The following is a 24,915-nucleotide window of genomic DNA, read 5'->3' on the forward strand; positions in this document are numbered from 1 at the left end:
GTCAGGCGAAGCGGACGATGTTGTTGAACAGCCAGCCGTTCGTCCACCGGTAGGACCGGTGTCCTGACGGCGACAGGGTGCTCTCGATGTAGCTCGCCCAGATGTAGCTGCGGCAGCCGTTGCCCCCGGAGGCCGCCGAGTCGCACTCGGTGCGCCAGTTCCGCCCGTCGCGGGTGAAGGACCCTGTGTATCCCAGCGGGTTCGCGCTCCAGGCTTGCCGCGCAAGCGGAAGGTACGTCAGGTTGTTGAAGGACCAACCCGTGGTCGGGACGAACGTGGAACCGGACTGGCGGACCGTGGTGGCCCAGATCTCCGTGCGGCACCGCGAGGTCTGCGAGTACGGCTCGCACGCCGTCCGCCAGAGTCGGCCGTTGTGCTCGTGGGTCCCCTCCTCCGTGTAGACGTCGAACGGCTTGGGGACTGCGGGCGGATAGAAGTCGGCGTAGTTCGGCTGTTCGACGTGCCGGAGCCCGAGCGGTCCGGCGGCTGCCTCCGTGATGATGGTCCCCACGACGCGCTCGACGAACGCGACAGACTCGGCGGGATAGCCCCGTCCCGGGGCCAGCGCGTAGGCGAACCCCATCGTGCCGAGGTTGAGCACGCCGGCCCCCGAGGGCGCCACGTAGTACGTGATGTCGGACACATTCGCCCCGCTCCGACAGACGTAGTCGCTGTGCGCCGCGATGTGCACGTTGGCGGGCGAATCGGGACCAGCCTTGTCGATCTCGTGCCCGACGAGCTTGGGATACCGGCTCCCGCGCTGGGCCCCGGTGCCGGCGAAGGCCCAGAAATCAGGGTTGCTGATGATGAGGTCTGTCTGGGCGTTCAGATCTCCGTAGCACACGTACTGAGACCCGACGAGTCGTTCCTCGGGATCGGGGAACGGCGAGGAGCGGAAGGTTCCGGTGGACTCCCGCGTCTGCACGGGGTCGAGGTAGCTCAGCTTGTAGGAGGTGACCTTCGAGTAGTCCTCGCTCCAGCGGGTGCGGTAGTAGCTGGAGTTGGCGCCGAGGAAGATGAGGTTGATGCCGTCGTCCCTCAGCGTCGTGGCGTGATCGCGCATGGCCACCGACCAGTACTCGTCGTGACCGAGCATCACGAGAGCGCGGGCACCCGCGTAGACGTCGGACCCCCGATCGAGTTCCGCGTTGGTCGTGTACGACAGTGGGACGCCCAGCGACTCCAGATGCTGGATCAGGCCGAGTTCGTAGCTCCAGATCTTGTCGGCACCGTTGGCCCGGCTCGGGCGGTTCAGGCTCACGGTGTAGGCACGATCCCCGGCGTCGCCGCTCGGGCCTTTGTACAGCGAGTAGTCGCCGAAGTTGTTGTACGCGGCGTGGGTCGAGGTGGCCGACATGACGACGACCCGGCCCCGGTGGTCGGGGGATCGGAGCACGGTCCCCACATAGTGCTGGCGGCCCAGATCGTCGGTGAGCAGGGTCAGGTACAGTCCGGGCTCCCAGCCCACAGTGTCGAACGTCTGGGTGACTGCCCATGACGAGCAGTCGACGGTGCGCTCGATCTCCGTGCAGGGCGGCTGCGCCGCGAGCTCAACCCCGTGCTGCTCAGCCACCAGCAGAGCCCCCGCGCCGTCGTAGTGCCCCATCCGGAACGTGTGGATGCTGACCTCGGAGGCGGTGCCGGCGATCTTCAACCGGAGCGGCTCGCCGGGAAGAAGGCTCTCTCCGACGGAGTAGCCCCCGAGGTCGGTGGGCGACGCCTGTCGGGTCATCCGCCAGTCCGGCGTGTCGGCGCGTGCGCCGGGAGCGAGCGTGAAGCTCAGCAGGAGTGCTATGAAGAATGAAGCGATGCGCATGGTCCCCCCCTTGGACGGGCCACACGCTAGCAGCGCAGCTCGCCTGAGCAGGGATGGGGGCACCGTTATGATGGCCGGGTGAGTCCCATACGCACGTGCATTGCCTGCCGCGAGCGTGCCGAACAGGGCAGCCTCATTCGGTTGGTTCGGGTGGGGGACAGGATCGTCGACGCCACCGAACCACGGCTCGCGGGCCGGGGAGCCTACCTGCATCGCGACTGCTTCGACCTCGCACTGGCACGGCACGCGTTCCGGCGTACCTTCGGCCCCGGGGCCGTCGTCGAGGGGCTGTTCAGCGGGGGCGAATCGCACGAAGTGGAAGCATCGCCCGCAGCGCGATAGAGTATCCCTTGGCCTGCGTGCGCGCAGACACATCGTTCCACGCCCGGTCGGGCGACAACCAGAAGGTGGGCCAGAAGCTCATGACCACTCGATGAGTACCCAACGATGACCAACATCAACTAGGTCCGTACCTTGGAGGTCGGGCCGCACAAAGGAGAGCAGTGGCTAAGCCCCGCGTCCATGAGATCGCCAAGGAAATCGGGATCACAAGTAAAGAACTACTAGCCTGGCTGGGCGAGAACGGCGAATACGTCCGTGGTCCCTCGTCGACGCTGGAGGCCCCCGTCGTGCGCAAGGTGCGCGAGACGCTGGCCAAGCCGTCCGACGACAAGCCCCAGGCACCAGCCGCCCCCGCGGCAACCACCCCCTCCACACCGGCACCCTCGGCACCCAAGCCGATGGGCAAGCCCGGGGCCGCCAAGCCCGCCCCGGCTGCGCCGAGCGCCCCCGCGGCCCAGCCGGAGGAGGCCGCGCCTGTGGCGAAGGCCCCCGAAGCGCCGCGTCCCGCACCGGCGCCGTCGGCACCGGCACCATCCTCACCCGCAGCTGACACCCCGCGCCCGCCTGCGCCGCGTCCCGGTGCTCCGAGGCCTGCCGCTCCCGGCCGGCCTGCGCCGTCCCAGCAGCGTCCCGCCGCGGGCGCCCCGAGCGGTCGTCCCGGCGGTGCCCCCGGCCGTCCCGGCGGTGGGGCCACCCCCGGCTCCGTCGGCCCGCGCAAGCCGAGCGCACCCCGCCCCGGCAACAACCCCTTCGCGTCGTCGCAGGGCATGGGAACGCAGCAGCGCCGCCCAGCCCGTCCCGACGCACCCCGCCCCGGGGGCGCCCCCAGGCCGGGTGCGCCCGGCGGCGGCGACCGGATGCCGCGTCCCGGCGGAACCGGCGGCCTTCCCGGCATGCCCCGCCCCAACCCGGCGATGATGCCCAAGACGGCGAACACACAGCTCGGCGGTGCCCCCGGTGGCCGTGGCGGTCGTCCCGGCGGCGGTCCCGGCCGGGGCCGTCCCGGAGCTGCCGGTGGTGGCGCAGGTCGCCCCGGTGCAGGCGGACCCCCCATGGGCGGTGGCCCGATGGGAGGACCCGGCGGTCGCGGTGGCGGCCGGGGACGCGCAGGCGGCACCCAGGGCGCCTTCGGGCGCGGCGGAGCTGCCAGCAGGCGCGGACGCAAGTCCAAGAAGCAGCGCAGGCAAGAGTTCGATCAGATGGAGGCCCCGTCGATCGGCGGTGTGCGCGTCCGCAAGGGCGACGGCCAGACGGTTCGTCTTCGCCGCGGCGCTTCGCTGACCGACCTCGCCGAGAAGATCGGCGTCGAGCCGGCGTCGCTGGTGCAGGTGCTGTTCCACCTGGGCGAGATGGTCACCGCAACCCAGTCTGTCGCGGACGACACCCTCGAGGTGCTCGGCGCTGAACTCGACTACAACATCGAAGTCGTCTCCCCGGAGGACGAGGACCGCGAGCTTCTCGAGAGCTTCGACCTCGAGTTCGGTGAGGACATCGGCGATGAGGACGATCTCGCGGCCCGTCCGCCCGTCGTCACCGTCATGGGCCACGTCGACCACGGCAAGACCAAGCTGCTTGACGCCCTGCGCCACGCCAACGTCGCAGGGAAGGAAGCAGGCGGCATCACCCAGGCCATCGGCGCCTACCAGGTGGTCACGGAAGTGGACGAGAACGAGCGGGCCATCACCTTCATCGATACTCCCGGTCACGAGGCGTTCACCGCCATGCGTGCCCGGGGCGCCAAGTCCACGGACATCGCGGTGCTGGTCGTCGCGGCCGATGACGGCGTGATGCCCCAGACCATCGAGGCGCTCAACCACGCCAAGGCCGCCGAAGTTCCGGTGGTCGTCGCGGTCAACAAGGTCGACAAGGACACTGCCGATCCCACCCGTGTTCGCGGCCAGCTCTCCGAGTTCGGCCTCGTGCCCGAGGAGTACGGCGGCGACACCCAGTTCGTGGACGTCTCGGCCATCACCCGCCAGGGTCTTGACGAACTGCTCGAGGCGATCGTGCTGACGGCCGACGCGGCACTGGATCTGCGCGCCAACCCGGACATGCCCGCTCAGGGTGTCGCCATCGAGGCGCACCTCGACAAGGGCCGCGGCCCCGTGGCCACCGTCCTGGTGCACCGCGGCACGCTGCGCATCGGCGACTCCATCGTCGCCGGCTCGGCGCACGGCCGTGTCCGCGCTCTGGTCAACGATCAGGGTCAGACCGTCGACGAGGCGCTTCCGTCCATGCCGGTGCAGGTCCTCGGCCTGACGTCCGTGCCGGGCGCCGGAGACAACTTCCTCGTTGTCGACGACGACCGCATGGCGCGCCAGATCGCCGACAAGCGTGAGGCGCGGATGAGGGCTGCGATGCAGGCCAAGACGAGCCGTCGCAAGACCCTCGACCAGCTCTTCGAGCAGCTTGAGAAGGGCGAGACGCAGGAACTGCTGCTCATCCTCAAGGGCGACGGGGCTGGCTCCGTGGAGGCACTGGAGGATGCCCTCAGCAAGATCGAGGTCGGCGAGGAGGTGTCGCTCCGGGTCATCGACCGCGGCGTCGGCGCCATCACCGAGACCAACGTCTCGCTGGCAGCAGCATCCAAGGCCGTCATCATCGGCTTCAACGTGCGGCCCACGCCGCACGCAGCCCAGATGGCGGACCGCGAGAACGTGGATATGCGTTTCTACTCGGTCATCTACTCGGCCATCGACGAGATCGAGGCGGCTCTCAAGGGCATGCTCAAGCCGATCTTCGCCGAGGAGATCCGTGGTCAGGCGGAGATCCGCGAGATCTTCCGCTCCTCGAAGTTCGGCAACATCGCCGGCTGTATGGTCACCGACGGCACCATCAGGCGCAACGCCAAGGCGCGCCTGCTGCGTGACGGCGTGGTGGTCGCCGACTCCTCCATCGCGTCGCTGCGGCGCGAGAAGGACGATGCAACCGAGGTCCGCGAGGGCTTCGAATGCGGCCTGACGCTGCACAACTACAACGACATCAGGATCGGAGACGTCATCGAGACGTACGAGATGGTCGAGAAGGAGCGTGTGTGATGGCGAACCCGCGTAACGCCAAGTTGGCTGACCAGATCCAGGTCATCCTTGCGAGCACCATCGAGCGGCGGGTCAAGGACCCACGCCTCGGATTCGTCACGATCACGGAGGTGAGGCTGACCGGCGACAACCGGGAGGCCACCGCCTTCTACACCGTGCTCGGCGACGAGGAGGCGCGGGCCGGGACTGCGGCCGCTCTTGAGTCGGCCAAGGGCATGCTGAGGTCGACGGTGGGTTCCCAGCTGGGCATGAAGTTCACGCCGAGCCTGAGCTTCGTCCTCGACGCCACGCCGGAGACGGCGCGTCACATCGAGGACCTGCTCGCCCAGGTGCAGGCCGACGATGCCCGGGCCGCGGCCGCGGCTGCGGGCCGGACCTTCGCCGGCGACGCCGATCCCTACCGCAAGCCGCGGGAGGAGTCGGAGGACGACGAAGAGTGACCGACGCCTCGGGGATGGTGATCGTCGACAAGCCGTCGGGGATCACCTCCCACCAGGTGGTCGGGCGCCTCCGGCGTCTCCTCGGCACCCGCAAGATCGGTCACGCCGGGACTCTCGATCCCATGGCGACAGGGGTCCTCATCCTGGGTGTGAACCGGGCGACGAGGCTTCTGGGCCATCTGGCCCTGCACGACAAGCGGTACGTCGCCACAGTCCGTCTCGGCGAATCCTCGCCCACTGACGACGCCGACGGTGACGTGGTCCCCGTCGCGGACGCCTCACATCTCACGCGGCAGGAGATCGACGCCGCCCTCGGCGCGCAACGCGGCGACGTGCTTCAGATACCGAGCTCCGTCTCTGCGATCAAGGTCGATGGTGTGCGCTCCTACTCCCGCGTGCGGAAGGGGGAGACCGTCGAGCTGAAGGCACGACCCGTGACCATCAGCGCCCTTGACGTGCTCTCCGTGCGGCCCGGCGGGGCCACGGTCGATGTCGAGCTGGACGTTGAGTGTTCGTCCGGGACCTACGTCCGGGCGATCGCCCGCGACCTCGGCGCTGCGCTCGGCGTGGGCGGCCACCTCACCGCTCTGCGCCGCACGCGGATCGGCGGCTACTCGCTCGACGACGCCGTCGCGCTGGGCGACGAGGCGCCGAGCCTGATGAGCATGGCGGAAGCAGCACGGCGGAGCTTCCCTGTCGTGCACCTGACTGCAGACCAAGCCCGGGACGTCACCTTCGGACGGCCGCTGGCACTCGACGTGCCTGGACGGCCCACCGGGCTGCTGTCGCCGGGGGGCGAGCTCCTGGCGCTGTACGAGCCTTCCGGCTCGGGCGCGCGCCCAGTTGCGGTGTTCGTGTGAGCGTGCCAGATTTGCCGGGGACGGAGGAGTCGACGATGCAGACGGTAGTGGTGATCGGTAACTTCGACGGTGTCCACCGTGGACACCGCCGGGTTCTGGCGGAGGCTGTCCGCGATGTCGACCACCCCCTGGTGGTCATCACGTTCTGGCCGCACCCGGTGACGGTGCTGCGCCCCGAGTCGGCGCCCAAGCTGCTGAGCGATCTCCACACCCGCATCGAGCTCCTCAAGGAGGCCGGCGCACACGAGGTGCGGGTCATCCGGTTCAACGAGGCGGTGGCCGCGATGAGCCCCCATGACTTCATCGACCGGTTCCTGCTGCCGCTCAACCCCGTGCGGGTCGTCGTCGGGGAGAACTTCAGGTTCGGGCATGCCGCCGCCGGGGACGTGCAGTTCCTGGCCGAGGTGGGGGAGGGCCGGTTCGACGTGATTCCGCTGCCGCTGGAATCAGTCCGCGACGAGATCTCCTGCTCGACCCGCATCCGCGAGCTTCTGGCCGTCGGCGACGTGGCGGGCGCAGCCGAGCACCTGGAGCGGCCGTTCCGCTTCCGCGGCGTGGTGGTCCTCGGGGACCAACGCGGCCGCGACCTCGGGTATCCCACTGCCAACCAGTCGGTGCCGGTGGACATGGCCGTGCCGGCCGACGGCGTTTATGCGGGCTGGGTCACCAGACTCGACGAACCCGGTGCGATGCCCATGGCGGCCGCCATCTCGGTCGGCAGCAACCCGACGTTCGACGGGTCTGATCGTCGGGTGGAGTCCTACGTCATCGATCGCACGGACCTTGAGCTTTACGGTGCGGAGATCGCCGTCGACTTCGTTCAGCGGCTCCGTGGCCAGGTGCGATTCTCCGACGTCGACGAACTGGTGCTCCAGATGGGTCGTGACGTGGAGCAGGCGCGACGCGTCCTCAGCTGACGCGCCAGGTGGCGACCGACCTGTTGAGGAGGTCGTCGAAGGATCGGTCGATCTCCTCGCTCGACCTGCCCGTCACCTCGGGGTGAGCAGACCCATCAACTCCAACGAGACGTGACCGTGGACCGTGGCCCACAGCTGACAGGCCATGACCTCGATCGACTCGGCGTCGCGGAGCTCGCCGGCCTCGATGCAGCGCCGGAGCGCCGCGATGAGCCGGTCGATGGTCGGCATCGCGAGGGCGCGGCGCTGCTCCGGCCCCGAGCCGGCGGGCCCCATGAACATCACCGGGTACAACTGCGGGTTGGACAGCGCCCAGCGTCGGTACTCCCGGCCCATCCGGAACAGGTCACTCATGGGGCGGTCGGTGACGGGCAACTCCTGCGCGGAGCGCTCGAAGCTGGCGAGAGCCCGCTCGTACACGGCGAGCAGCAGGGCCTCTCTGCTCCCGTAGAGCGAGTACACGGCTGACGTGGAAGTGCCGACGGCGTCGGTCAGCTTGCGCAGGCTGAGCGCGTCCGGACCGCCTTTGGCAACGATGACAGCGGATTGCTCGAGCAGCACTTCCGCGAGCCGCTCATCATGAACCTTGGGCCTAGCCATGTGTTATCCATCTCCCAGTGTGTGGGCGTGCGCAGGTGCAGCCCGCCCCCGTCGCACCGGGGAACTGTAGTCTCCCGTCGCGTCAGCGACAAGCAACTGGGCGGGCGAAGTGCGCCAACGGACGCAATCACTCAACGTGCAGTGAGCGACTTCTTGTAGATCGCGTAGTGCGTGCTGGCCTGCTGGCCGTCGTCGACCTGATCGATCTCCGGGGCTTCGACGAAGAGGTGCTCCCCGGTCGGGTAGTACTCCAGCGACACGTAGAGCGGCACGGCCTTCGCGTTGTTGGGGTCAACAGCCAGGTAGACGGCCGCGTGCCCAGCCTGGCGGGCCAACTCCTCGATGTAGGTGGTCAACGCACGACCCGCGCCGCGACGCCGCGCCTCGGGATAGACGTACATATTGCGGAGCTCGGGCATCATCTGGCCTTCGCTGAGGTCGAGGATCGCCGTGCCCAGAGGTTCGCCGTCCTCGAAGGCGACGGCGTAGATGAGCGTGCCATCCTCCTGCGCCTCGAAGTGCTTATCGACAAGGCCGAGTTCGGGGCGTGCCTGCTTGGCGCGCAACTGGTCCAGGTCTGCCGCTTCTGCGGGACGAACGCTGATCGCCATAGGTGCTCCTCGAGATTCGCTGTATGGCCCTACCCTAGCGCTTTGGGCGGACCCGGAAATCGGTGGCTCGAGGCTCGCGCCGCTCCCGCGCGACGGAGTGTCGATTGGCCTCGCGTGTCGCGCCGGTGCTAAGGTCTTGCGGTTGCCGTTAGATCGGCCACGGTCCAGTAAGAGCCCCGACAGCATCAGCGACTGGGGCGCCGTGCAGCGAGCCGAAGGAGCCCCATCGTGGACGCTGAATTGAAGAAGAAGACCATCGAAGAGTACGCGACGCAGCCGGGCGACACCGGTTCGCCCGACGTGCAGATCGCACTGCTGACCAAGCGGATCGCTCACCTGACCGAGCACCTCAAGGAACACAAGGGCGACCACCACAGCCGCCGTGGCCTGATGCTCATGGTGGGCCAGCGCCGTCGCCTGCTCAACTACGTTGCCAAGCAGGACGTCGAGCACTACCGCGAGCTGATCGCGCGCCTCGGCCTTCGTCGCTGAGCAACCGAGCGCACCCACTGCAAAGGCACCCCGATCGGGGTGCCTTTGTCATGTCCGCACCTCAGAAGAGGACTTGATCCACAGGGTGCCCGTAGCGGTGGTTGGTGATGGAGACGGCCTGCTCCCGGACGTAGGGCAGGAACGCCAACCTCCCCGGCACAGGCATCCCGCCGTAGACGGTCGCGTCGATCGAGCCCTGCAGCGCCCCGTTCAGCGAGCGGGAGCCGAGATGGCGGATCCGTCCAGAGGCCGCCTGGTCGAAGACCTCGTCGCTCTCCACCGCCACGCTGCACCCCGCCGAGGCCAGTGCCCCTGCGAGCGGACCCTCCGGTAGCTGACGGAAGCTGAACCGTGGCCGTGATCCGACGAGCAGCGCGGCCATCGCCTCGTGCCGCACGTCACCGGGTGACGCATCCTCCACCCGCACGGTGACGGGCGCCGGCAGGTAGCGCAGCACGTTGATCTCGGCCGTCAGCGCGGACGGATCGTGACGGTCGAGGAACTCGACGGCGTCCTCGCGGGTCGGCAAAGCGCAACCGGCGGGGGACTCCGCCACCCAGTCCACAAGCGATGCCACGTAGTTGGGTCCGCCCGCCTTCGCGCCGGGTCCGACGGCCGAGCGCTTCCAGCCCCCGAAGGGCTGCCGTCGCACGATTGCGCCGGTGATCGAGCGGTTGACGTAACAGTTGCCCGCCTCAACGCGGTCGAGCCAGTGCGCGATCTCCCCCCGGTCCAGAGAGTGGAGTCCCGCCGTCAGCCCGTAGACGGTGCCGTTTTGCCACTCGATCGCCTCGTCAAGGTCCCGGGCCGACATGAGGCCCAGCACCGGCCCGAAGTACTCGGTCTGGTGGCAATCGCTCCCAGGCTGGACACCGACCCGGATCCCAGGGCGCCAGAGTCTCTCGTCGATGCGCCGAGGCTCGACGAGCCACGACTGCCCGGGCTCGGGGGTGCCGAGCCCCCTCTGCAGCTTCTCGCCGGGTGGTTCGGTCAGGGGACCGACCTGTGCCGCCGGGTCGTCGGGCCAGGCGACGTGGAGCGACGACACGGCGTCGACGAGCTGCTGCCGGAACCGCTCAGACCGCGCGACGGAGCCGACGAGGATGGCCAGCGAGGACGCGGAGCACTTCTGGCCGGCGTGGCCGAAGGCTGACGACACGACGTCAGCGACGGCCTGGTCGAGGTCGGCCGACGGAGTGACGACGATCGCGTTCTTGCCGGACGTCTCGGCGAACAACCTGAGGTCGGGGCGCCAGGATCTGAAGAGTTCGGCGGTCTCCGCGGCACCCGTGAGGATCACTGTGTCGACACGATCGTCGTCGATGAGCCGACGCCCCACGGGTCCGTCGTCGACGACGACGAACTGGACGAGGTCTGCCGGCAGTCCAGCCCTCCGGCAGGCCTCGTGGAGCAGGGCGGCTGTCCTGCGCGCGGGCGGCGCCGGCTTCAGGACGACGGCCGACCCTGCGGCCAGCGCCGCAGCGACGCCACCCAGCGGGATGGCGATCGGGAAGTTCCACGGCGGGGCAACCACGGTGAGGCGCGGCGGAACCGCGACGACGCCCGGATGCGGATCCAGCGCGCGCTCCGCGTAGTACGCGGCGAAGTCGCACGCCTCGGATACCTCGACGTCGGACTGGTCGATGAGCTTGCCCACCTCGTCCGCGGCCACCGTCACGAAGTCCGTGCGCAGGCGTTCGATCTCGCCGGCCAGCCGCCTGAGCGCCTCGGCGCGGCGTTCCGCCGGGACCGCGGCCCATGCCTCGCCCGCGATCCGGCCACGGTCCAGCACGTCGTCGACCTCGGCATGGGTGCCGATCGCGGCAGCGTGCACGCGGTGAGAGCCGAGTTCGGGCTCGGGGAGCCGGGCGCGGATGCGGTCGGCCCAGACCTGGTTGTGGCGGAGGGCGGGGTTGGTGTCGACGGCGTTGGCGAACCCGGGGTCCGGCTCACCGGGGTCCCGTAGGGATCGGTGCTGGGTGGCCCAGTCGTCGGGGCGGGAGAGCGGCGCGCGGGCCGCGGCTGCACGGAAGCGGGCTTCCTCGCGGTCGAGGAACGCGGCGTCGGAGCCGAGCGCATGCGCGCCGGACATGAAGTTCTCAGGTGCGGCGTTCTCCTCGAGCCGACGGACGAGGTAGGCGATGGCCGAGTCGAATTCGCGGCGCGGGACGACGGGGACGTACAGCCGCAGGCGCCCGATCTCCTGCTGGAGCACGCGCTGGAGGGGTACTCCCATGCCGGACAGCATCTCGACGTCCATCGCGTCGGCGACCCCCCGCTCCCGCGCGAGTTCCCACGCCGCCGCCAACGAGAAGACGTTGTGGCTGGCCACGCCGACCCTCATCCGGTCGGCCCTCCCCGGGCGGAGGCAGAAGTCGAGGGCTTCGAGGAAGCTGGCGTCCGTGTCGGCCTTCGTGGGGAGGACAGGGTCGTCCCAGCCCCGCAGCTCGGCCTGGACCCGCTCCATCGCGAGGTTCGCACCCTTGACCAACCGCACCTTGATCGGCTCGCCGCCGCGGGAGCCGCGAGCGGCGGCAAACTCGTCGAGCCGGCGCAGCACGAGGTGCGACTCCTTGAGATAGGTCTGGACCGCGACCCCCGCCCGAAGCCCCAACAACCGGTCCTCCAGCAGCAGCCGCTCGACGACGTCGAGGGTGAGGTGGAGGTCCCTGTACTCCTCCATGTCGAGGTTGACGAACTTGCCGAGCCCGGCGGCGGTGAGCAGCAGCGGTCGCAGCCGTTCCATGGCCCGCTCCACCGCAGCGCCGTGTCCGAAGGGTGCATGGGGGCCGAGCACCGCGGACACCTTCACCGAGACGTAGTCCACCTCCGGCCGCTCCAGGAGCCCCATGGTGGCGGCCAGCCGGCGCTGGGCGTGCCCGTCGCCGAGGACCGCCTCGCCGAGGAGGTTGACGTTGAGATCAGCGCCGTATCGCCGCAGCCGGTTCAGCGTCGGACCCAGCGACCGACCCACGTCCACGACCAGGTCACCGACCAGCGCCTCGAATGCACGACGGGCGGCTGGCAGAGCCAACGCCGGGGCCATGCCAGCGGCACGGAGCCCCAGCTGAAGCGGCATCGGTAGGAATCCGGCGGGTCGTGTGGAAAGCTCGCGGAGCGCCGAGGCCCCGACCCCGGGATCTTCGGGTCTCAGCACGCCGTCGACGAAATCGAGGGTGAAGCGCAGGCCGCCAGGGTGGCTGAGCGTGCGTGCCAGCAGGGTGGCGGCGGGGGGCTCCGGATGATTCAAGCTCTCCCGGGCCCATCGGCGTGCGGTGGCGATGGCGGCATAGGAGTGCAACAACGGCATTAACCCATCTTGTCGCAAGCGGGGTAGACTGCACGCGAAACAACTTCATAAAGACAGTTACCATCCCGCCGCCCAGCGCAGTATCCAGTCTGGTCCTCGGTAGTGGTTTTCGGGTGCCGAACACGGTCCCCCGCGAGCCTCGATCGAAGACCGGCAGGTGCAGATTTCAAAGGGCGTCATTGCCCTGCGCGGGTGGCACACACCCGAAAGGAGCCTGTCCGTGGAAGGACAAGGCATCGAGTTCGCCGAGGCCGTTATCGACAACGGTAAGTTCGGCAAGCACACAGTACGTTTCGAGGCGGGCCACCTGGCCCAGCAGGCCGATGGTTCGGCTGCCGTCTACCTCAACGGCGACACCATGCTTCTGTCGGCGACGACCGCCCAGAAGACCCCCCGCGAGTCCATCGACTTCTTCCCCTTGACGGTCGACGTCGAGGAGCGCATGTACGCCGCGGGCCGCATCCCCGGCTCGTTCTTCCGGCGCGAGGGTCGCCCCGGCGAGGGCGCCATCCTCGCCTGCCGACTCATCGACCGGCCGCTGCGCCCGGCCTTCGTCAAGGGCCTCCGCAACGAGGTTCAGGTCGTCGTCACCATCCTCGCGCTCAACCCGTCGGTCATGTACGACGTGGTCGCGGTCAACGCCGCCTCCATGTCCACGCAGATCGCCGGTCTGCCGTTCTCCGGTCCCATCGGCGCCGTGCGCGTCGCTCTGATCGACGACCAGTGGGTCGCTTTCCCGACCGTGGAGCAGATCGAGAAGTCCGCTTTCCAGATGGTCGTGGCGGGCCGCGTGCTGGCCGACGGCGACGTCGCCATCATGATGGTCGAGGCCGGCGGCACCGAATCGACCTGGGAAGTTGTCCGCTCCGGCAAGACCGCCCCCACCGAAGAGGTCGTCGGCGAAGGGCTCGAGGCGGCCAAGCCGTTCATCAAGGCCCTCTGCGACGCGCAGTCCGAGCTGGCCGCGAAGCTGCCCAAGGAGACCTACGACTTCCCGGTCTTCCGGGACTACGAGGACGACGTCTTCGAGGCCGTGTCCGAGCTGGCGCACGACCGCGTCGCCGAGGCGATGCAGATCGCCGGCAAGCAGGAGCGCGACGAGGCCACCCACGCCATCCGCATGGACGTGACCGAGCAGCTCACCGAGCGCTTCCCCGAGCGCCTCAGCGAGGTCTCCGCTGCCCTCAAGGCTCTGACCAAGAAGATCGTGCGTCACCGTTCCCTCACTGAGGGCGTCCGCATCGACGGGCGTGGCCCGAGCGACATCCGCACGCTTTCTGCCGAGGTCGAGGTCATCCCGCGCGTCCACGGTTCCGCTCTGTTCCAGCGCGGCGAGACCCAGATCCTCGGCGTGACGACGCTCAACATGCTCGACATGGAGCAGAAGATCGACACGCTGTCGCCGGAGAACACCAAGCGCTACATGCACAACTACAACTTCCCGCCGTACTCCACGGGCGAGACCGGCCGCGTCGGTTCCCCGAAGCGCCGCGAGGTTGGCCACGGTGCGCTGGCGGAGCGCGCGCTGATCCCAGTGCTTCCCCCTCGCCAGGAGTTCCCCTACGCGATCCGTCAGGTGTCCGAGGCTCTCGGCTCCAACGGTTCGACCTCCATGGGCTCGGTGTGTGCCTCCACGCTGTCGCTGCTCAACGCCGGTGTCCCGCTCAAGTCCCCGGTCGCCGGTATCGCGATGGGGCTCATGAGCGAGGAGGTCGACGGCGAGACCAAGTACGTCGCGCTGACCGACATCCTGGGCGCGGAGGACGCGCTCGGCGACATGGACTTCAAGGTCGCGGGCACCCGTGACTTCGTCACCGCGCTCCAGCTCGACACGAAGCTGGACGGCATCCCCGCCGTCGAACTCCAGAAGGCACTGCTGCAGGCTCGCGACGCCCGCCACACCCTCCTGGACGTGATGGGCGAGGCCATCGACGCTCCCGACGAGATGAGCCCCTACGCACCGCGGATCATCTCGCTGCGCGTCCCGGTGGACAAGATCGGCGAGGTCATCGGCCCCAAGGGCAAGGTCATCAACCAGATCCAGGACGAGACCGGCGCCAACATCGCGATCGAGGACGACGGCACCGTCTACGTCGGCGCGGACTCCGGGGAGGCTGCGGAGGCGGCCGTCGCGGCGATCAACGCGATCGCCAACCCCCACATGCCGGAGCGTGGCGAGCGTTACCTCGGCACCGTCGTCAAGACCACGACGTTCGGCGCCTTCGTGTCGCTCATGCCGGGCAAGGACGGGCTGCTGCACATCTCGAAGCTCCGCCCGCTCGCGGGCGGCCAGCGCGTCGAGAGTGTGGACGACGTCGTGTCGGTGGGCCAGAAGCTCCAGGTCGAGATCTCCGACATCGACGATCGGGGCAAGCTGTCGCTGATCCCCGTCATTGACGAGAAGGATGACGCCGAGGCCTGAGCCTGAGCGTCGACCGCAACCTGGTAGGGGGCGGGTCCGGGAAACCGGACCCGCCCCCTCCTCTTTGTCGGGTCTGATTGACTGGTCCCAGCCGTCCAGGCGGAAAAAACATCCAAGCGAGGGGAAGTACCGTGCGCGAGATCCAGGTCGGAATTTTCGGCGTCAGCGGAAAGATGGGCAGCGAGGTCGTCCGTGCGGTGACGCGGGCCGATGGGATGACGACGGTCGGCGGTGTCGACATCAACGAGGACCGGGACAAGATCGGGCGCGCCCAGGTGGTGGTCGACTTCACCCACCCCGATTCGGTGATGGACAACATCGAGTGGTGTCTCCAGCTCGGCATCCACATGGTCATCGGGACGACCGGCTTCACCGAGGAGCGGCTGGAACGCGTCCGGGAGCTCTGCGAGGCGCATCCGGAGGTGGGCGTGCTCATCGCGTCGAACTTCTCCATCGGGGCCGTGCTCATGATGAAGTTCGCAGCGCTCGCAGCTCCGTTCTACGAGTCCGCCGAGATCGTCGAACTACACCATCCGAACAAGGCCGACGCCCCGTCGGGCACCTCCGCGACGACGGCTCGTCGGATCGCCGCAGCCCGAGCAGAGGCGGGGCTGGGGGAGGTGCCGGACGCCACCGTGCACGACGACGGGGCGCGGGGCGCGGTCGTCGACGGTATCCACGTCCACGGCGTGCGCCTGCGCGGGCTCGTGGCCCACCAGGAGGTCCTTTTCGGGGCGGAGGGGGAGACGCTGACGATCCGGCACGACTCCTTCGACCGGGTCTCGTTCATGCCCGGGGTGGTGGCTGCGATCCGCCACGTGGTGGAGCAGCCAGGGCTAACCCTGGAGATGGAGCAGGTCCTCGGGCTCTAGCCGTTGGGCCGTTCGAGCACCCGTTCAGCGGTGTCGCGAACGAGTTCCCGTCGGGTGGCCCGATCCTGGGCCGCCTGCCACTGCGCATGGTCGGCGCGCAGCGCCTTTACCGTCGCGAAGGCCATCGCGACCATCACGAGTGAGAAGGGTGTTGCGGCCAGCAGCGTGAGCGCCTGTAGGGCGGCCATCCCCACGGTGTTGGCTCCAGGCATGTCCGAGGAACTATTGGCTCCCGCCCAGATCAGCACCGCTGCGATCGATCCGGAGAGCACCGCCCACATGACACGGGACCAGACCGGTGGAGTGGGATTGCCACCGTTAGCGAGCATGTCGACCACAAAGGCACCGGAGTCCGCGCTCGTGACGAAGAAGATAACCACGAGGGTGATGGCGATACCAGAGAGGAGCGCCGATCCCGGCATCGTGGCGAGCAGGTCGAACAGGGCCGTGTCGGTGTCGACCGCTCCGTCGTCGATGATGCCTCCGCCGCCGAAGATCTCGCGGTGCAGTGCCGCTCCACCCAGCACCGAGAACCAGACGATGGTCATGAGCGTAGGCACGAGCAGCACTCCGACGAGGAACTCCCGGACGGTGCGCCCGCGTGAGATCCGAGCGATGAACACCCCGACGAACGGCGACCACGAGATCCACCACGCCCAGTAGTTGGTGGTCCACCCCGCGAGCCACGACGCCCCCGCCTCGCCGTAAAACGGGAAGGTCTGGAAGGAGAGCGAGACGAAGTTCTGCACGTAGTTGCCGATGCTGGCGATGAGGTCGCGGAGGATGAAGAGAGTCGGTCCGAGGATGAGGACTCCGACCAGGAAGAGAGCGGCCAGCGCGAGGTTGGCACGGGAGGGGAACGCGATTCCCTTGTCGAGTCCCGTGACCACGGAGACGGTGGCCAGCGCCGTGATGATCGTGATCAGCACAACCTTGATCCCAGGCGTCGCTTCGAGAACGCCGAGGTGCTCCAGCCCGGCCGTGATCTGGTTGATGCCGAAGCCCAGCGAGGTGGCGACGCCGAAGAGTGTGCCTAGGTCGGGGTGGCCGCCCTACCTTGCCACGGAAATCCCTGGTCGCGAAGTCGGGCTCAGGCGGTCGGGGTGGAGATGTCGGTATGGAGCCGGATGAGCTTGAGGGTCGTCCCGCCGTCCTGGGCGCCGACCTCCTGGTGGGCGCCGTCCGGGCCCCAGCCGCAGGACGAGAGGAAGGCCCGCAGCGAGTCGTTGGTGGTCGGCAGCCACATGGTCGCCACGAGGTAGCCGTCCTGCCGCAGCGTGTCGACCGCGGCATTGATGAGGCGGGAACCGTGCCCCGCGCCGCGGTGGCGCGGATCGACGACGAATTCGGCGATCTGCCCGACCCGCTCCTGCTGGTCCGGGTCCGCGCTGGGTCCGGTGACGGCGAAACCGACCACCCCAGCTTCGGCGATCGCCACGAGCACGCGCTGGTGCGCCAGTGCCGGCTTGACGATGGCGTCGTGCCAGGCACGCGTGGCCTCGTCGGCACTGAAGCTCTCGGCGGCAGCGCTGAGCAGGCCCGAGTCGGACCACACCCGCCGCTGGATGCGGGCGATGTCGACGGCTTCAGCGGGCAGCGCAAGGCGCACGGTATCGATGGCGGACATGCGGCCATAGTAGAGGGAGCAGGCTGATCCACTAGCCTGAGCCCTATGCCCGACTTGAAACTGCCACCCAAGCTCGCTCCCGGAACGCTGCGGGTCATCCCGCTCGGCGGGTTGGGAGACGTGGGCCGCAACATGACGGCCTTCGAGATCGACGGCCAGATCGCGATCGTCGACTGTGGCGTGCTCTTCCCGGAGGATCATCACCCCGGCGTCGACCTGATCCTCCCCGCACTGGACTACCTGCGCGACCGGCTGGACGACATCGTCGCGCTCGTGCTGACCCACGGCCACGAGGACCACATCGGCGCGGTGCCCTACCTGCTCAAGATGCGAAGCGACATCCCGGTCTACGGCTCCAAGCTGACGCTGGCGTTCCTCAGCGCGAAGCTCCGCGAACACCGCATCCGCGAATTCGTCCTCGATGCGGTCGAGGAGGGCGAGATTCTCGAGATCGGCAACTACGAGTTCGAGTTTCTCGCGGTCAACCACTCCATCCCGGACGCACTCGCCGTCGCGATCCGCACTGATGGCGGCACCGTGCTGCACACCGGCGATTTCAAGATGGACCAGCTTCCGCTGGACGGCCGCATCACGGACCTGCGCGGCTTCGCCCGGTTGGGCGAGGAGGGGGTGGACCTGTTCCTCGTCGACTCGACGAACGCCGAGTCACCCGGCTTCACGACGCATGAGAAGGACATCGAACCGGCCATGCAGCGGGTCTTCGAAGCCGCCACGGGCAAGCTCATCGTGGCCAGCTTCGCCAGCCACGTCCACCGCATCCAGCAGGTGATGGACATGGCGGTCAAGCATGGGCGCAAGGTCGTCTACGTCGGCCGCTCGATGGTGCGCAACATGTCGACCGCCCGCGACCTCGGCTACCTCAAGGTGCCGGCCTCGACCCTGATCGAGCTGAAGGAGATCGGCAAGTACCGCGACGACGAAGTGGTGATCGTCTCGACGGGCTCGCAGGGTGAGCCGCTGGCGGCGCTCAGCAGAATCTCCAACCAGGACCATCCGGTGATCTCGGTGGGGCAGGGCGACACGGTCCTGCTGGCCAGCTCGCTCATCCCCGGGAACGAGAACTCGGTCTACCGCGTCATCAACGGGCTCACCCGGCTCGGCGCCAACGTGGTCCACAAGGGCAACGCGATGGTCCACGTGTCCGGCCACGCATCCGCGGGCGAACTGCTCTACTGCTACAACATCATCAAGCCCCGCAACGTCCTGCCCGTCCACGGCGAGGTACGCCACCTCGTCGCCAACGGCAAGCTCGCGACCCAGACAGGGATTCCCGCTGAGCGGGTGCTCGTCATCGGCGACGGCGACGTCGTGGATCTCAAGGACGGTGTGGCACGCAAGGTGGGCTCGGTGGACGCCAGCTACATCTTCGTCGACGGGTCGACCGTCGGTGACATCTCGGAGTCCATCATGGACCGGCGCATCCTGGGCGAGGAGGGTTTCGTCTCCGTCATCACGGTCGTCGACCTGCACAACCGGCGCATCGTGTCGGGACCGGAGATCCACACCCGCGGTCTGGCAGAGGAGGATCACGTCTTCGCCGAGGCCGAGAAGCGCCTGACGAAGGCCCTCACCGACGCGATGAACGACGGGGTCAACGACGCGTACCGGCTGCAGCAGGTCACGCGGAGGACAGTGGGGCAGTGGGTCGCCAAGGCGCTGCGTCGCCGTCCGATGATCGTGCCTGTGGTGGTGACGACCTGACCCGGTTTGACCCGCTAGCGCTCGCCACGTAGAGTGGTCCATCGGTGCTTTGCCGCCTCCGCTTCGGCGTGAGGTTGGGTTCACCCGCAGCTTTTCACATGAAACGAAGGTAGGTCAGTCGTGTACGCGATCGTGCGCAACGGTGGTCGTCAGCACAAGGTTGCTGTCGGCGACGTCCTGGACATCGATCTGGTGTCCGAAGAGGTCGGCGGTACCGTCTCCCTGCAGCCCCTGCTGCTGGTCGACGGCGACGAGATCACCTCTGATGCCAAGGGACTCGACAAGGTGTCCGTCACCGCCGAGGTCCTTGGCGAGAAGAAGGGTCCGAAGATCCGGATCCTGAAGTACAAGAACAAGACCGGCTACAAGAAGCGCCAGGGGCACCGCCAGCGGTACACCCAGGTCAAGGTCACCGACATCAAGGCCTGAGGAGTTTCACATGGCACACAAGAAGGGCGCGTCCTCGACGCGCAACGGTCGTGACTCGAACGCGCAGCGTCTGGGCGTCAAGCGCTACGGCGGCCAGGTCGTCGGCGCCGGCGAGATCCTGGTCCGCCAGCGCGGCACACACTTCCACCCGGGTGACGGCGTCGGTCGCGGTGGCGACGACACCCTGTTCGCTCTGGTCCAGGGCGAGGTGCAGTTCGGCGTGAAGCGCGGACGTCGCGTCATCAACGTTCTGCCCGCCTGACCGGCAGATCACATTCCTCGAGAACGGCCCTCCGGGGCCGTTCTTGCTTTCTCGCTACACTCCCAGTGATCCCTTAGGAGGCACCGACATGGCGATTCCCTCATTCGTCGACCGAGTCAAGCTGACGGTCGAGGCGGGAAATGGCGGGCATGGCTGCGCCTCCGTCCACCGTGAAAAGTTCAAGCCTCTCGGCGGTCCCGACGGCGGCAACGGCGGCGACGGCGGCTCGATCATCTTCCGCGTGGACGATTCGCTGTCCACGCTGGTCGAATACCACCGTCAGTCGGTGCGTCGCGCGGTCAACGGGCAGCCCGGTCGCGGAGACCACCAGCACGGTGCCCGTGGCCAGGATGTGGTGCTCGCTGTCCCCAGCGGCACGATCATCTCCGACGCCGACACCGGGGAGGTGCTCGCCGACCTCACGGAGATTGGCGCTGAGTTCATCGCCGCCGAAGGTGGCAAGGGCGGACTGGGCAACGCCGCGCTGGCATCCGCGAGTCGCAAGGCGCCGGGCTTTGCGCTGCTGGGAGAAGAGGGACAGTCCCGGGCCGTCCAGTTGGAACTGAAGGTCGTCGCCGATGTGGGGCTGGTCGGGTTCCCGTCGGCCGGGAAGTCGTCGCTCATCGCCGCGATCTCCCGCGCCAGGCCCAAGATCGCGGACTACCCGTTCACCACCCTCGTGCCGAACCTGGGCGTCGTCGTCGCCGGAGACGTGACCTACACGGTCGCCGATGTGCCCGGGCTCATCGAAGGCGCATCGGAGGGCCGCGGCCTGGGCTTCGACTTCCTCCGCCACATCGAGCGCTGCCAGGCGATCGTCCACGTCATTGATCTCGGCACCTACGAGCCCGGACGCGACCCCATCTCGGATCTGGAGGTCATCGAGGCCGAACTGGCTGCGCACGGGGGCCTCGAGGACCGGGTGAGGATGATCGCGCTCAACAAGATCGACCTGCCCGACGCCCCCGACCTGGCCGATATCGCCCTGCCTGAGTTGAAGAAGTTCGGCCACAGGATCTTCCGTATCTCCACGAAGACCGGAGAGGGACTGCCGGAGTTGAAGTTCGCGATGGCCGAAGTCGTCGCGGCCCGTCGCGCTGCACTGCCCGCCGCGGCTGCCCCGAAGAAGGTGCTGCGGCCCTCTCCCGTGGCGAGCAAGGGCTCCCAGGAGGAGTTCACGATCGTCAAGAAGGGCGACGGCGAGGGCGGCTTCGTCTGGCGGGTGCGCGGCGCCAAGCCCGAACGGTGGATCAGGCAGACCGACTTCAACAACGCCGAAGCGGTTGGTTACCTGGCCGACAGGCTCAACAGGCTCGGCGTCGAGGACAAACTCCTCGAGATCGGCGCCCGTCCGGGCGATGCTGTGGCCATTGGTGGCGAGGATGCGGTCGTGTTCGACTTCGCCCCGCAGGTTGATGTGGGGGCCGAGATTCTCAGCCGTCGCGGCGAGGACACGCGGCTGGAGGAGCAGCGACCCGCCGTCACCCGGCGTCGACGCATGGATGCCGAGTACCACGCGGCCAAGGCGGTGGACTACGCGACCGGCGGTTACCAGCCCGAAGCCGACGATGAGGAGTGAGATCGCCGACGCCAAGCGCGTCGTGGTGAAGGTGGGATCCTCGTCCCTGACCGGCCCGGATGGGCATCTCGACCACGGCCGGGTGCGCGAGCTGGCACGGCTGCTGTCGGCGCTGCATGGCCGCGGCGCGCGCGTCGTGTTGGTGACCTCGGGCGCGATCGCCGCCGGCCTCCTGCCGCTGGGACTCACGCGCCGCCCCCGCGACCTGGAAACGCAACAGGCGGCTGCTGCCGTGGGGCAGGGACTGCTGGTCCGGCATTACGCGGACGCGTTCGCCGAGCACGGGGTCACGGTGGCGCAGTTGCTCCTGACCGTCGAGGACGTCCTGCGTCCCAGGACGTACCGCAACGCGCTCAACACGATCTCGCGGTTGTTCCGGCTTGGGGTGGTGCCCATCGTCAACGAGAACGACACGGTGGCAACCCATGAGATCCGGTTCGGCGACAACGACAAGCTGGCAGCCCTCATCGCCCATCTCGTCCGTGCCGACGCGCTGCTGCTCATGAGCGACGTCGACGGGCTCTACACCGCCCACCCTGATACCCCAGGGGCTCGCCGGATCGACAGGGTCGACGACCTCACCACCCTGGACGTGGATACGTCACGCGTAGGGTCGAAGGTCGGCACGGGTGGCATGCGGACCAAGCTGCAGGCGGCGGACATCGCCACCCAGGCCGGGGTCAGCGTCGTGTTGGGCCATGCCGACGACCTCGAGCGTGCTCTGGCCGGCGATGAGGTGGGCACGTTCTTCGCGCCTGTTCGCAAACGCCGCCCGCGCAGGCTGCTCTGGCTGGCTTTCGCGGCCGAGCCACGCGGCTTCCTCCACGTGGACGCCGGCGCGCGCGATGCTCTGCTGCACGGCAAGGCCTCCCTCCTCGCCGCTGGCATCCGTGAGGTGCGGGGGGTCTTCTCCGAGGGCGAGCCGGTGGAGATGATCGGCCCGGACGGGCACCCGGTCGGTCGCGGCTTCGTCGCCTACTCGAGCGCTGACCTTGAGCACGAGATGGGTCACTCGAGTTCGGAGGCGGGGCACCGCCACCAGCGCCCCGTTGTGCACCGCGACCACATGATGTTGGCCACCGACTGAGCTGCGCACCTCAGCTTCCTTTGTAGCTGTCTGGATCCACCGATGGGTCGCTCCGCGAGCAGCCTGCGCGTGAATCGACGCGACGACGCGTACGCCAACAGACAGGACCAAACGTCAACAGGCAGGACGGAACGCCAACAGGCAGGGCCGAACGCCAACAGGCAGGGCCGAACGCCAACAGGCAGAGCCGAACGCCAACCGACATCCTCTAACGCCCGCGAGACCCATCGACGCCCGCGAGATCTCGCGGGCGTCGATGAGCCTCGTCGGCGTCGAGGCTTCTCGGTTGGCGTTGCGGCCTGCCCGTTGGCGTTTGTGACTATCGCTTGGCGTGTGCGGTAAACCGTTGGCGTGCCCCGTGAGGGACGGACGGTCGCCCGTCCACGTTTTCCGATACGCCCGCTCGTTCCTCGCTCGCAACTCAGTGCGACGTTGGGGCGGTTCCTCGCGTCGGGAGGCGGGGGCGGCTCGCTTTCTCGCGTCGGGGAGACGGGAAGGCTCGTTCCCTTGGCCGCTCGTGGGTCACCGGGGGCGTGCACGTTTTGGTCGGCCGTGAAACAAGGCTTAGTCTCAAGCGGTGTTCATTGAGGTTTTCGGGTGGGTGGCTGCTGCCCTCGGGGTGTCGTCCAACCTTCCCCAGTTGATCCGCATCCTCAGGGAGCGCACGAGCGCGGGGGTGTCGGTTCAGCTGTGGCAGGTGACCGCCGCGTCGACGGCCGCGTGGTGCGTCCACGGCTTCCTCGTGAGCGCCCCCCAGATGCAGTGGCCGAACCTGCTCATGGCCGCGCTCTCCTCGCTCATCGTGGTGATGGTGCTGCGCGACCGCGGGGAGCCGGTCCTGCGGCAGTTTCTCCTGCCCACCGCCGTCGCTGCGCTTCTCATCGGATCCAACCTGTGGCTCGGTGCGCTGGTCTTCGGCCTGCTCGTCGCGGTGCCGCAACTCGTCGGACAGTTCTCCCAGCTGCGCCTCATGATCGGCGCGCCGGACCTGACCGGGGTCTCGCTCGGGTACCTGAGCGTGATCCTGCTGGTGCAGACGATGTGGTTCATCTTCGGGCTCGCCACAGTCGACTGGGCACTCATCGTGTGCGCGGGCTCGATGGTTGTGATCTGCTCGATCAACCTCGCGGTCTACCTCGTGCGCCGCGCCCAGCACCGGGTCGCCCTCGCCGCCTGAGCCCCGGGCTGAGATCGCGCCAGGTCCCGGGCGGTTCGGAGCCTAGACTCTGGACCTATGGAATTCCGCGATCAAGCCATCGCCGCGCGAGCGGCCGCCGTCGAACTCGCCACGCTGCGCCGATCGCAGAAGGACGCCGCGCTGAACGCGATGGCGGACTCCCTGGCTGCTGCTGAGAGCGAGCTCCTCGAGGCCAACGCGGTGGACGTGGCCCGCGCTCGTGAAGCGGGCACGGAGGAGTCCATCGTCGACCGGCTGTCGCTGAACCCCGATCGCATCAGGGGAATGGTGCAGGGGCTGCGTGACCTAGCGGCGCTGCCGGACCCCGTCGGCGACGTCGTGCGTGGCTGGAAGCTGGGCAACGGAGTCTCCGTGACGCAGGTTCGTGTTCCCTTCGGCGTCGTGGGCATCATCTACGAGGCGCGCCCCAACGTGACCGCCGACGCCGCCGGCATCTGTCTCAAGTCGGGCAACGCTGCCTTGCTGAGGGGTTCCTCATCCGCTCTCCAGACGAACAGGGTGACGGTGGAGGCACTCCGACGCGGGCTGAAGGACGCGGGGGTCACCGAGGACGCGGTCCACCTCATCGAGGGCGATCGTGACGCCACCACGGAGTTGATGCGCGCGCGTGGGCTCGTGGACGTGCTCATCCCACGGGGCGGGGCAGGCCTCATCCAGGCCGTCGTCGACGGATCGACGGTGCCCGTCATCGAGACGGGGACCGGCAACTGCCACATCTACGTCGACGCCGACGCTGACGTCGACCAGGCGCTGGCGATACTGCTCAACGCGAAGACGCAGCGGCCCAGCGTGTGCAATGCGGCCGAGACGCTGCTCGTCCACTCCGCAGCCGCGCCCGATTTCCTGCCGAGGGCGCTGAGCGCGCTCCGCCAGGCGGGCGTGACTGTCCACGGGGACTCCGCGACGGCGGGCTACGGCGAGGGTGTGGTGCCAGCGCGCCCCGACGAGTACGACGCCGAGTACCTGACCCTCGACCTCGCCGCGAAGGTCGTCGGGTCCATGGATGAGGCTCTCCAGCACATCCGGGAGCACACGACCGGCCACTCGGAGACCATTGTCACGCGCAGCCGCAGCGCGGCGGACCGGTTCGTCGCCGAAGTGGATGCCGCAGCCGTGCTGGTCAACGCCTCCAGCCGGTTCGTCGACGGCGGGGAGTTCGGGTTCGGCGCCGAGATCGGCATCTCCACCCAGAAGCTGCACGCACGCGGGCCCATGGGATTGCAGGAGATGACCAGTTCGAAGTACGTCGTAGAAGGCGACGGCCAGGTCCGGTCGTAGTTGCTAGGATCTG

General features: G+C 68.3%; 21 protein-coding genes. 15 read left to right on the top strand and 6 right to left on the bottom strand.

What is annotated here, in order from left to right:
• Nucleotide 1 precedes the first annotated feature (1 nt).
• Nucleotides 2-1,816, bottom strand: coding sequence for a N,N-dimethylformamidase beta subunit family domain-containing protein (locus RPIT_RS04550; protein ID WP_077341081.1), 1,815 nt, complete (start codon nucleotides 1,814-1,816; stop codon nucleotides 2-4).
• Nucleotides 1,817-1,894: 78 nt separating this feature from the next.
• Here RPIT_RS04550 and RPIT_RS04555 point away from each other — a divergent pair, with 78 nt between their 5' ends.
• The 5 genes from RPIT_RS04555 (at nucleotide 1,895) to RPIT_RS04575 (ending at nucleotide 7,413) form a co-directional block, all read left to right on the top strand.
• A complete protein-coding gene (locus RPIT_RS04555; RefSeq protein WP_077341083.1) occupies nucleotides 1,895-2,158 on the top strand; it encodes a YlxR family protein in 264 nt (87 codons plus the stop codon).
• 185 nt (nucleotides 2,159-2,343) lie between these two features.
• Nucleotides 2,344-5,196, top strand: coding sequence for a translation initiation factor IF-2 (gene infB, locus RPIT_RS04560; protein ID WP_418361378.1), 2,853 nt, complete (start codon nucleotides 2,344-2,346; stop codon nucleotides 5,194-5,196).
• Entirely contained in the window at nucleotides 5,196-5,636 is a 441-nt protein-coding gene (rbfA, locus tag RPIT_RS04565; protein WP_077341087.1) for a 30S ribosome-binding factor RbfA, read from the top strand. The genes infB and rbfA overlap by 1 nt, the downstream gene beginning before the upstream one ends.
• Nucleotides 5,637-5,650: 14 nt before the next feature.
• Nucleotides 5,651-6,496, top strand: coding sequence for a tRNA pseudouridine(55) synthase TruB (truB, locus tag RPIT_RS04570; RefSeq protein WP_218121531.1), 846 nt, complete (start codon nucleotides 5,651-5,653; stop codon nucleotides 6,494-6,496).
• Nucleotides 6,497-6,531: 35 nt separating this feature from the next.
• Nucleotides 6,532-7,413 (top strand): bifunctional riboflavin kinase/FAD synthetase, encoded by an 882-nt coding sequence (locus tag RPIT_RS04575; RefSeq protein WP_093664697.1) that lies wholly within the window; start codon nucleotides 6,532-6,534, stop codon nucleotides 7,411-7,413.
• Between the two features lie 72 nt (nucleotides 7,414-7,485).
• Here RPIT_RS04575 and RPIT_RS04580 read toward each other — a convergent pair whose 3' ends face one another.
• Entirely contained in the window at nucleotides 7,486-8,013 is a 528-nt protein-coding gene (locus tag RPIT_RS04580) for a TetR/AcrR family transcriptional regulator (RefSeq protein WP_077341093.1), read from the bottom strand.
• Between the two features lie 131 nt (nucleotides 8,014-8,144).
• A complete protein-coding gene (locus RPIT_RS04585) occupies nucleotides 8,145-8,624 on the bottom strand; it encodes a GNAT family N-acetyltransferase (RefSeq protein ID WP_162274492.1) in 480 nt (159 codons plus the stop codon).
• Between the two features lie 228 nt (nucleotides 8,625-8,852).
• Here RPIT_RS04585 and rpsO point away from each other — a divergent pair, with 228 nt between their 5' ends.
• Nucleotides 8,853-9,116, top strand: a complete 264-nt coding sequence (gene rpsO / locus RPIT_RS04590) for a 30S ribosomal protein S15 (RefSeq protein WP_077341097.1) — start codon at nucleotides 8,853-8,855, stop codon at nucleotides 9,114-9,116.
• 61 nt (nucleotides 9,117-9,177) lie between these two features.
• Here the strand turns inward: rpsO and RPIT_RS04595 are convergent, their stop codons facing one another.
• Nucleotides 9,178-12,426 (bottom strand): proline dehydrogenase family protein, encoded by a 3,249-nt coding sequence (locus tag RPIT_RS04595; protein ID WP_077341099.1) that lies wholly within the window; start codon nucleotides 12,424-12,426, stop codon nucleotides 9,178-9,180.
• 220 nt (nucleotides 12,427-12,646) lie between these two features.
• Here RPIT_RS04595 and RPIT_RS04600 point away from each other — a divergent pair, with 220 nt between their 5' ends.
• Nucleotides 12,647-14,848 (top strand): polyribonucleotide nucleotidyltransferase, encoded by a 2,202-nt coding sequence (locus tag RPIT_RS04600; RefSeq protein WP_077341101.1) that lies wholly within the window; start codon nucleotides 12,647-12,649, stop codon nucleotides 14,846-14,848.
• 173 nt (nucleotides 14,849-15,021) lie between these two features.
• Nucleotides 15,022-15,720, top strand: coding sequence for a 4-hydroxy-tetrahydrodipicolinate reductase (gene dapB / locus RPIT_RS04605; RefSeq protein ID WP_237267859.1), 699 nt, complete (start codon nucleotides 15,022-15,024; stop codon nucleotides 15,718-15,720).
• Here the strand turns inward: dapB and RPIT_RS04610 are convergent.
• Nucleotides 15,717-16,727, bottom strand: coding sequence for a BCCT family transporter (locus RPIT_RS04610; protein WP_077341103.1), 1,011 nt, complete (start codon nucleotides 16,725-16,727; stop codon nucleotides 15,717-15,719). The two genes, dapB and RPIT_RS04610, sit on opposite strands and share 4 nt — an antisense overlap.
• A gap of 83 nt (nucleotides 16,728-16,810) precedes the next feature.
• A complete protein-coding gene (locus tag RPIT_RS04615; protein WP_077341105.1) occupies nucleotides 16,811-17,347 on the bottom strand; it encodes a GNAT family N-acetyltransferase in 537 nt (178 codons plus the stop codon).
• A 45-nt stretch (nucleotides 17,348-17,392) separates the two neighbouring features.
• Here RPIT_RS04615 and RPIT_RS04620 point away from each other — a divergent pair, with 45 nt between their 5' ends.
• The 7 genes from RPIT_RS04620 to RPIT_RS04650 all read left to right on the top strand — a co-directional run bounded on the left by RPIT_RS04620 (nucleotide 17,393) and on the right by RPIT_RS04650 (nucleotide 24,902).
• A complete protein-coding gene (locus RPIT_RS04620; protein WP_077341107.1) occupies nucleotides 17,393-19,069 on the top strand; it encodes a ribonuclease J in 1,677 nt (558 codons plus the stop codon).
• Nucleotides 19,070-19,189: 120 nt separating this feature from the next.
• Nucleotides 19,190-19,498, top strand: coding sequence for a 50S ribosomal protein L21 (gene rplU, locus RPIT_RS04625; RefSeq protein WP_077341109.1), 309 nt, complete (start codon nucleotides 19,190-19,192; stop codon nucleotides 19,496-19,498).
• A gap of 10 nt (nucleotides 19,499-19,508) precedes the next feature.
• Complete coding sequence (gene rpmA, locus RPIT_RS04630) at nucleotides 19,509-19,760, top strand: 50S ribosomal protein L27 (protein WP_077341111.1); 252 nt, start codon at nucleotides 19,509-19,511, stop codon at nucleotides 19,758-19,760.
• A gap of 88 nt (nucleotides 19,761-19,848) precedes the next feature.
• The gene (gene obgE / locus RPIT_RS04635) at nucleotides 19,849-21,339 is read left to right on the top strand and encodes a GTPase ObgE (protein ID WP_077341113.1); all 1,491 of its coding nucleotides are present in this window, start codon (nucleotides 19,849-19,851) and stop codon (nucleotides 21,337-21,339) included.
• Nucleotides 21,329-22,426, top strand: coding sequence for a glutamate 5-kinase (proB, locus tag RPIT_RS04640; protein WP_077341115.1), 1,098 nt, complete (start codon nucleotides 21,329-21,331; stop codon nucleotides 22,424-22,426). The genes obgE and proB overlap by 11 nt, the downstream gene beginning before the upstream one ends.
• A gap of 577 nt (nucleotides 22,427-23,003) precedes the next feature.
• A complete protein-coding gene (locus tag RPIT_RS04645; RefSeq protein ID WP_077341117.1) occupies nucleotides 23,004-23,603 on the top strand; it encodes a SemiSWEET family sugar transporter in 600 nt (199 codons plus the stop codon).
• Between the two features lie 57 nt (nucleotides 23,604-23,660).
• Entirely contained in the window at nucleotides 23,661-24,902 is a 1,242-nt protein-coding gene (locus RPIT_RS04650) for a glutamate-5-semialdehyde dehydrogenase (protein ID WP_077341119.1), read from the top strand.
• Nucleotides 24,903-24,915 lie beyond the last annotated feature (13 nt).

Source organism: Tessaracoccus flavus (assembly GCF_001997295.1).
GTDB lineage: Bacteria > Actinomycetota > Actinomycetes > Propionibacteriales > Propionibacteriaceae > Arachnia > Arachnia flava.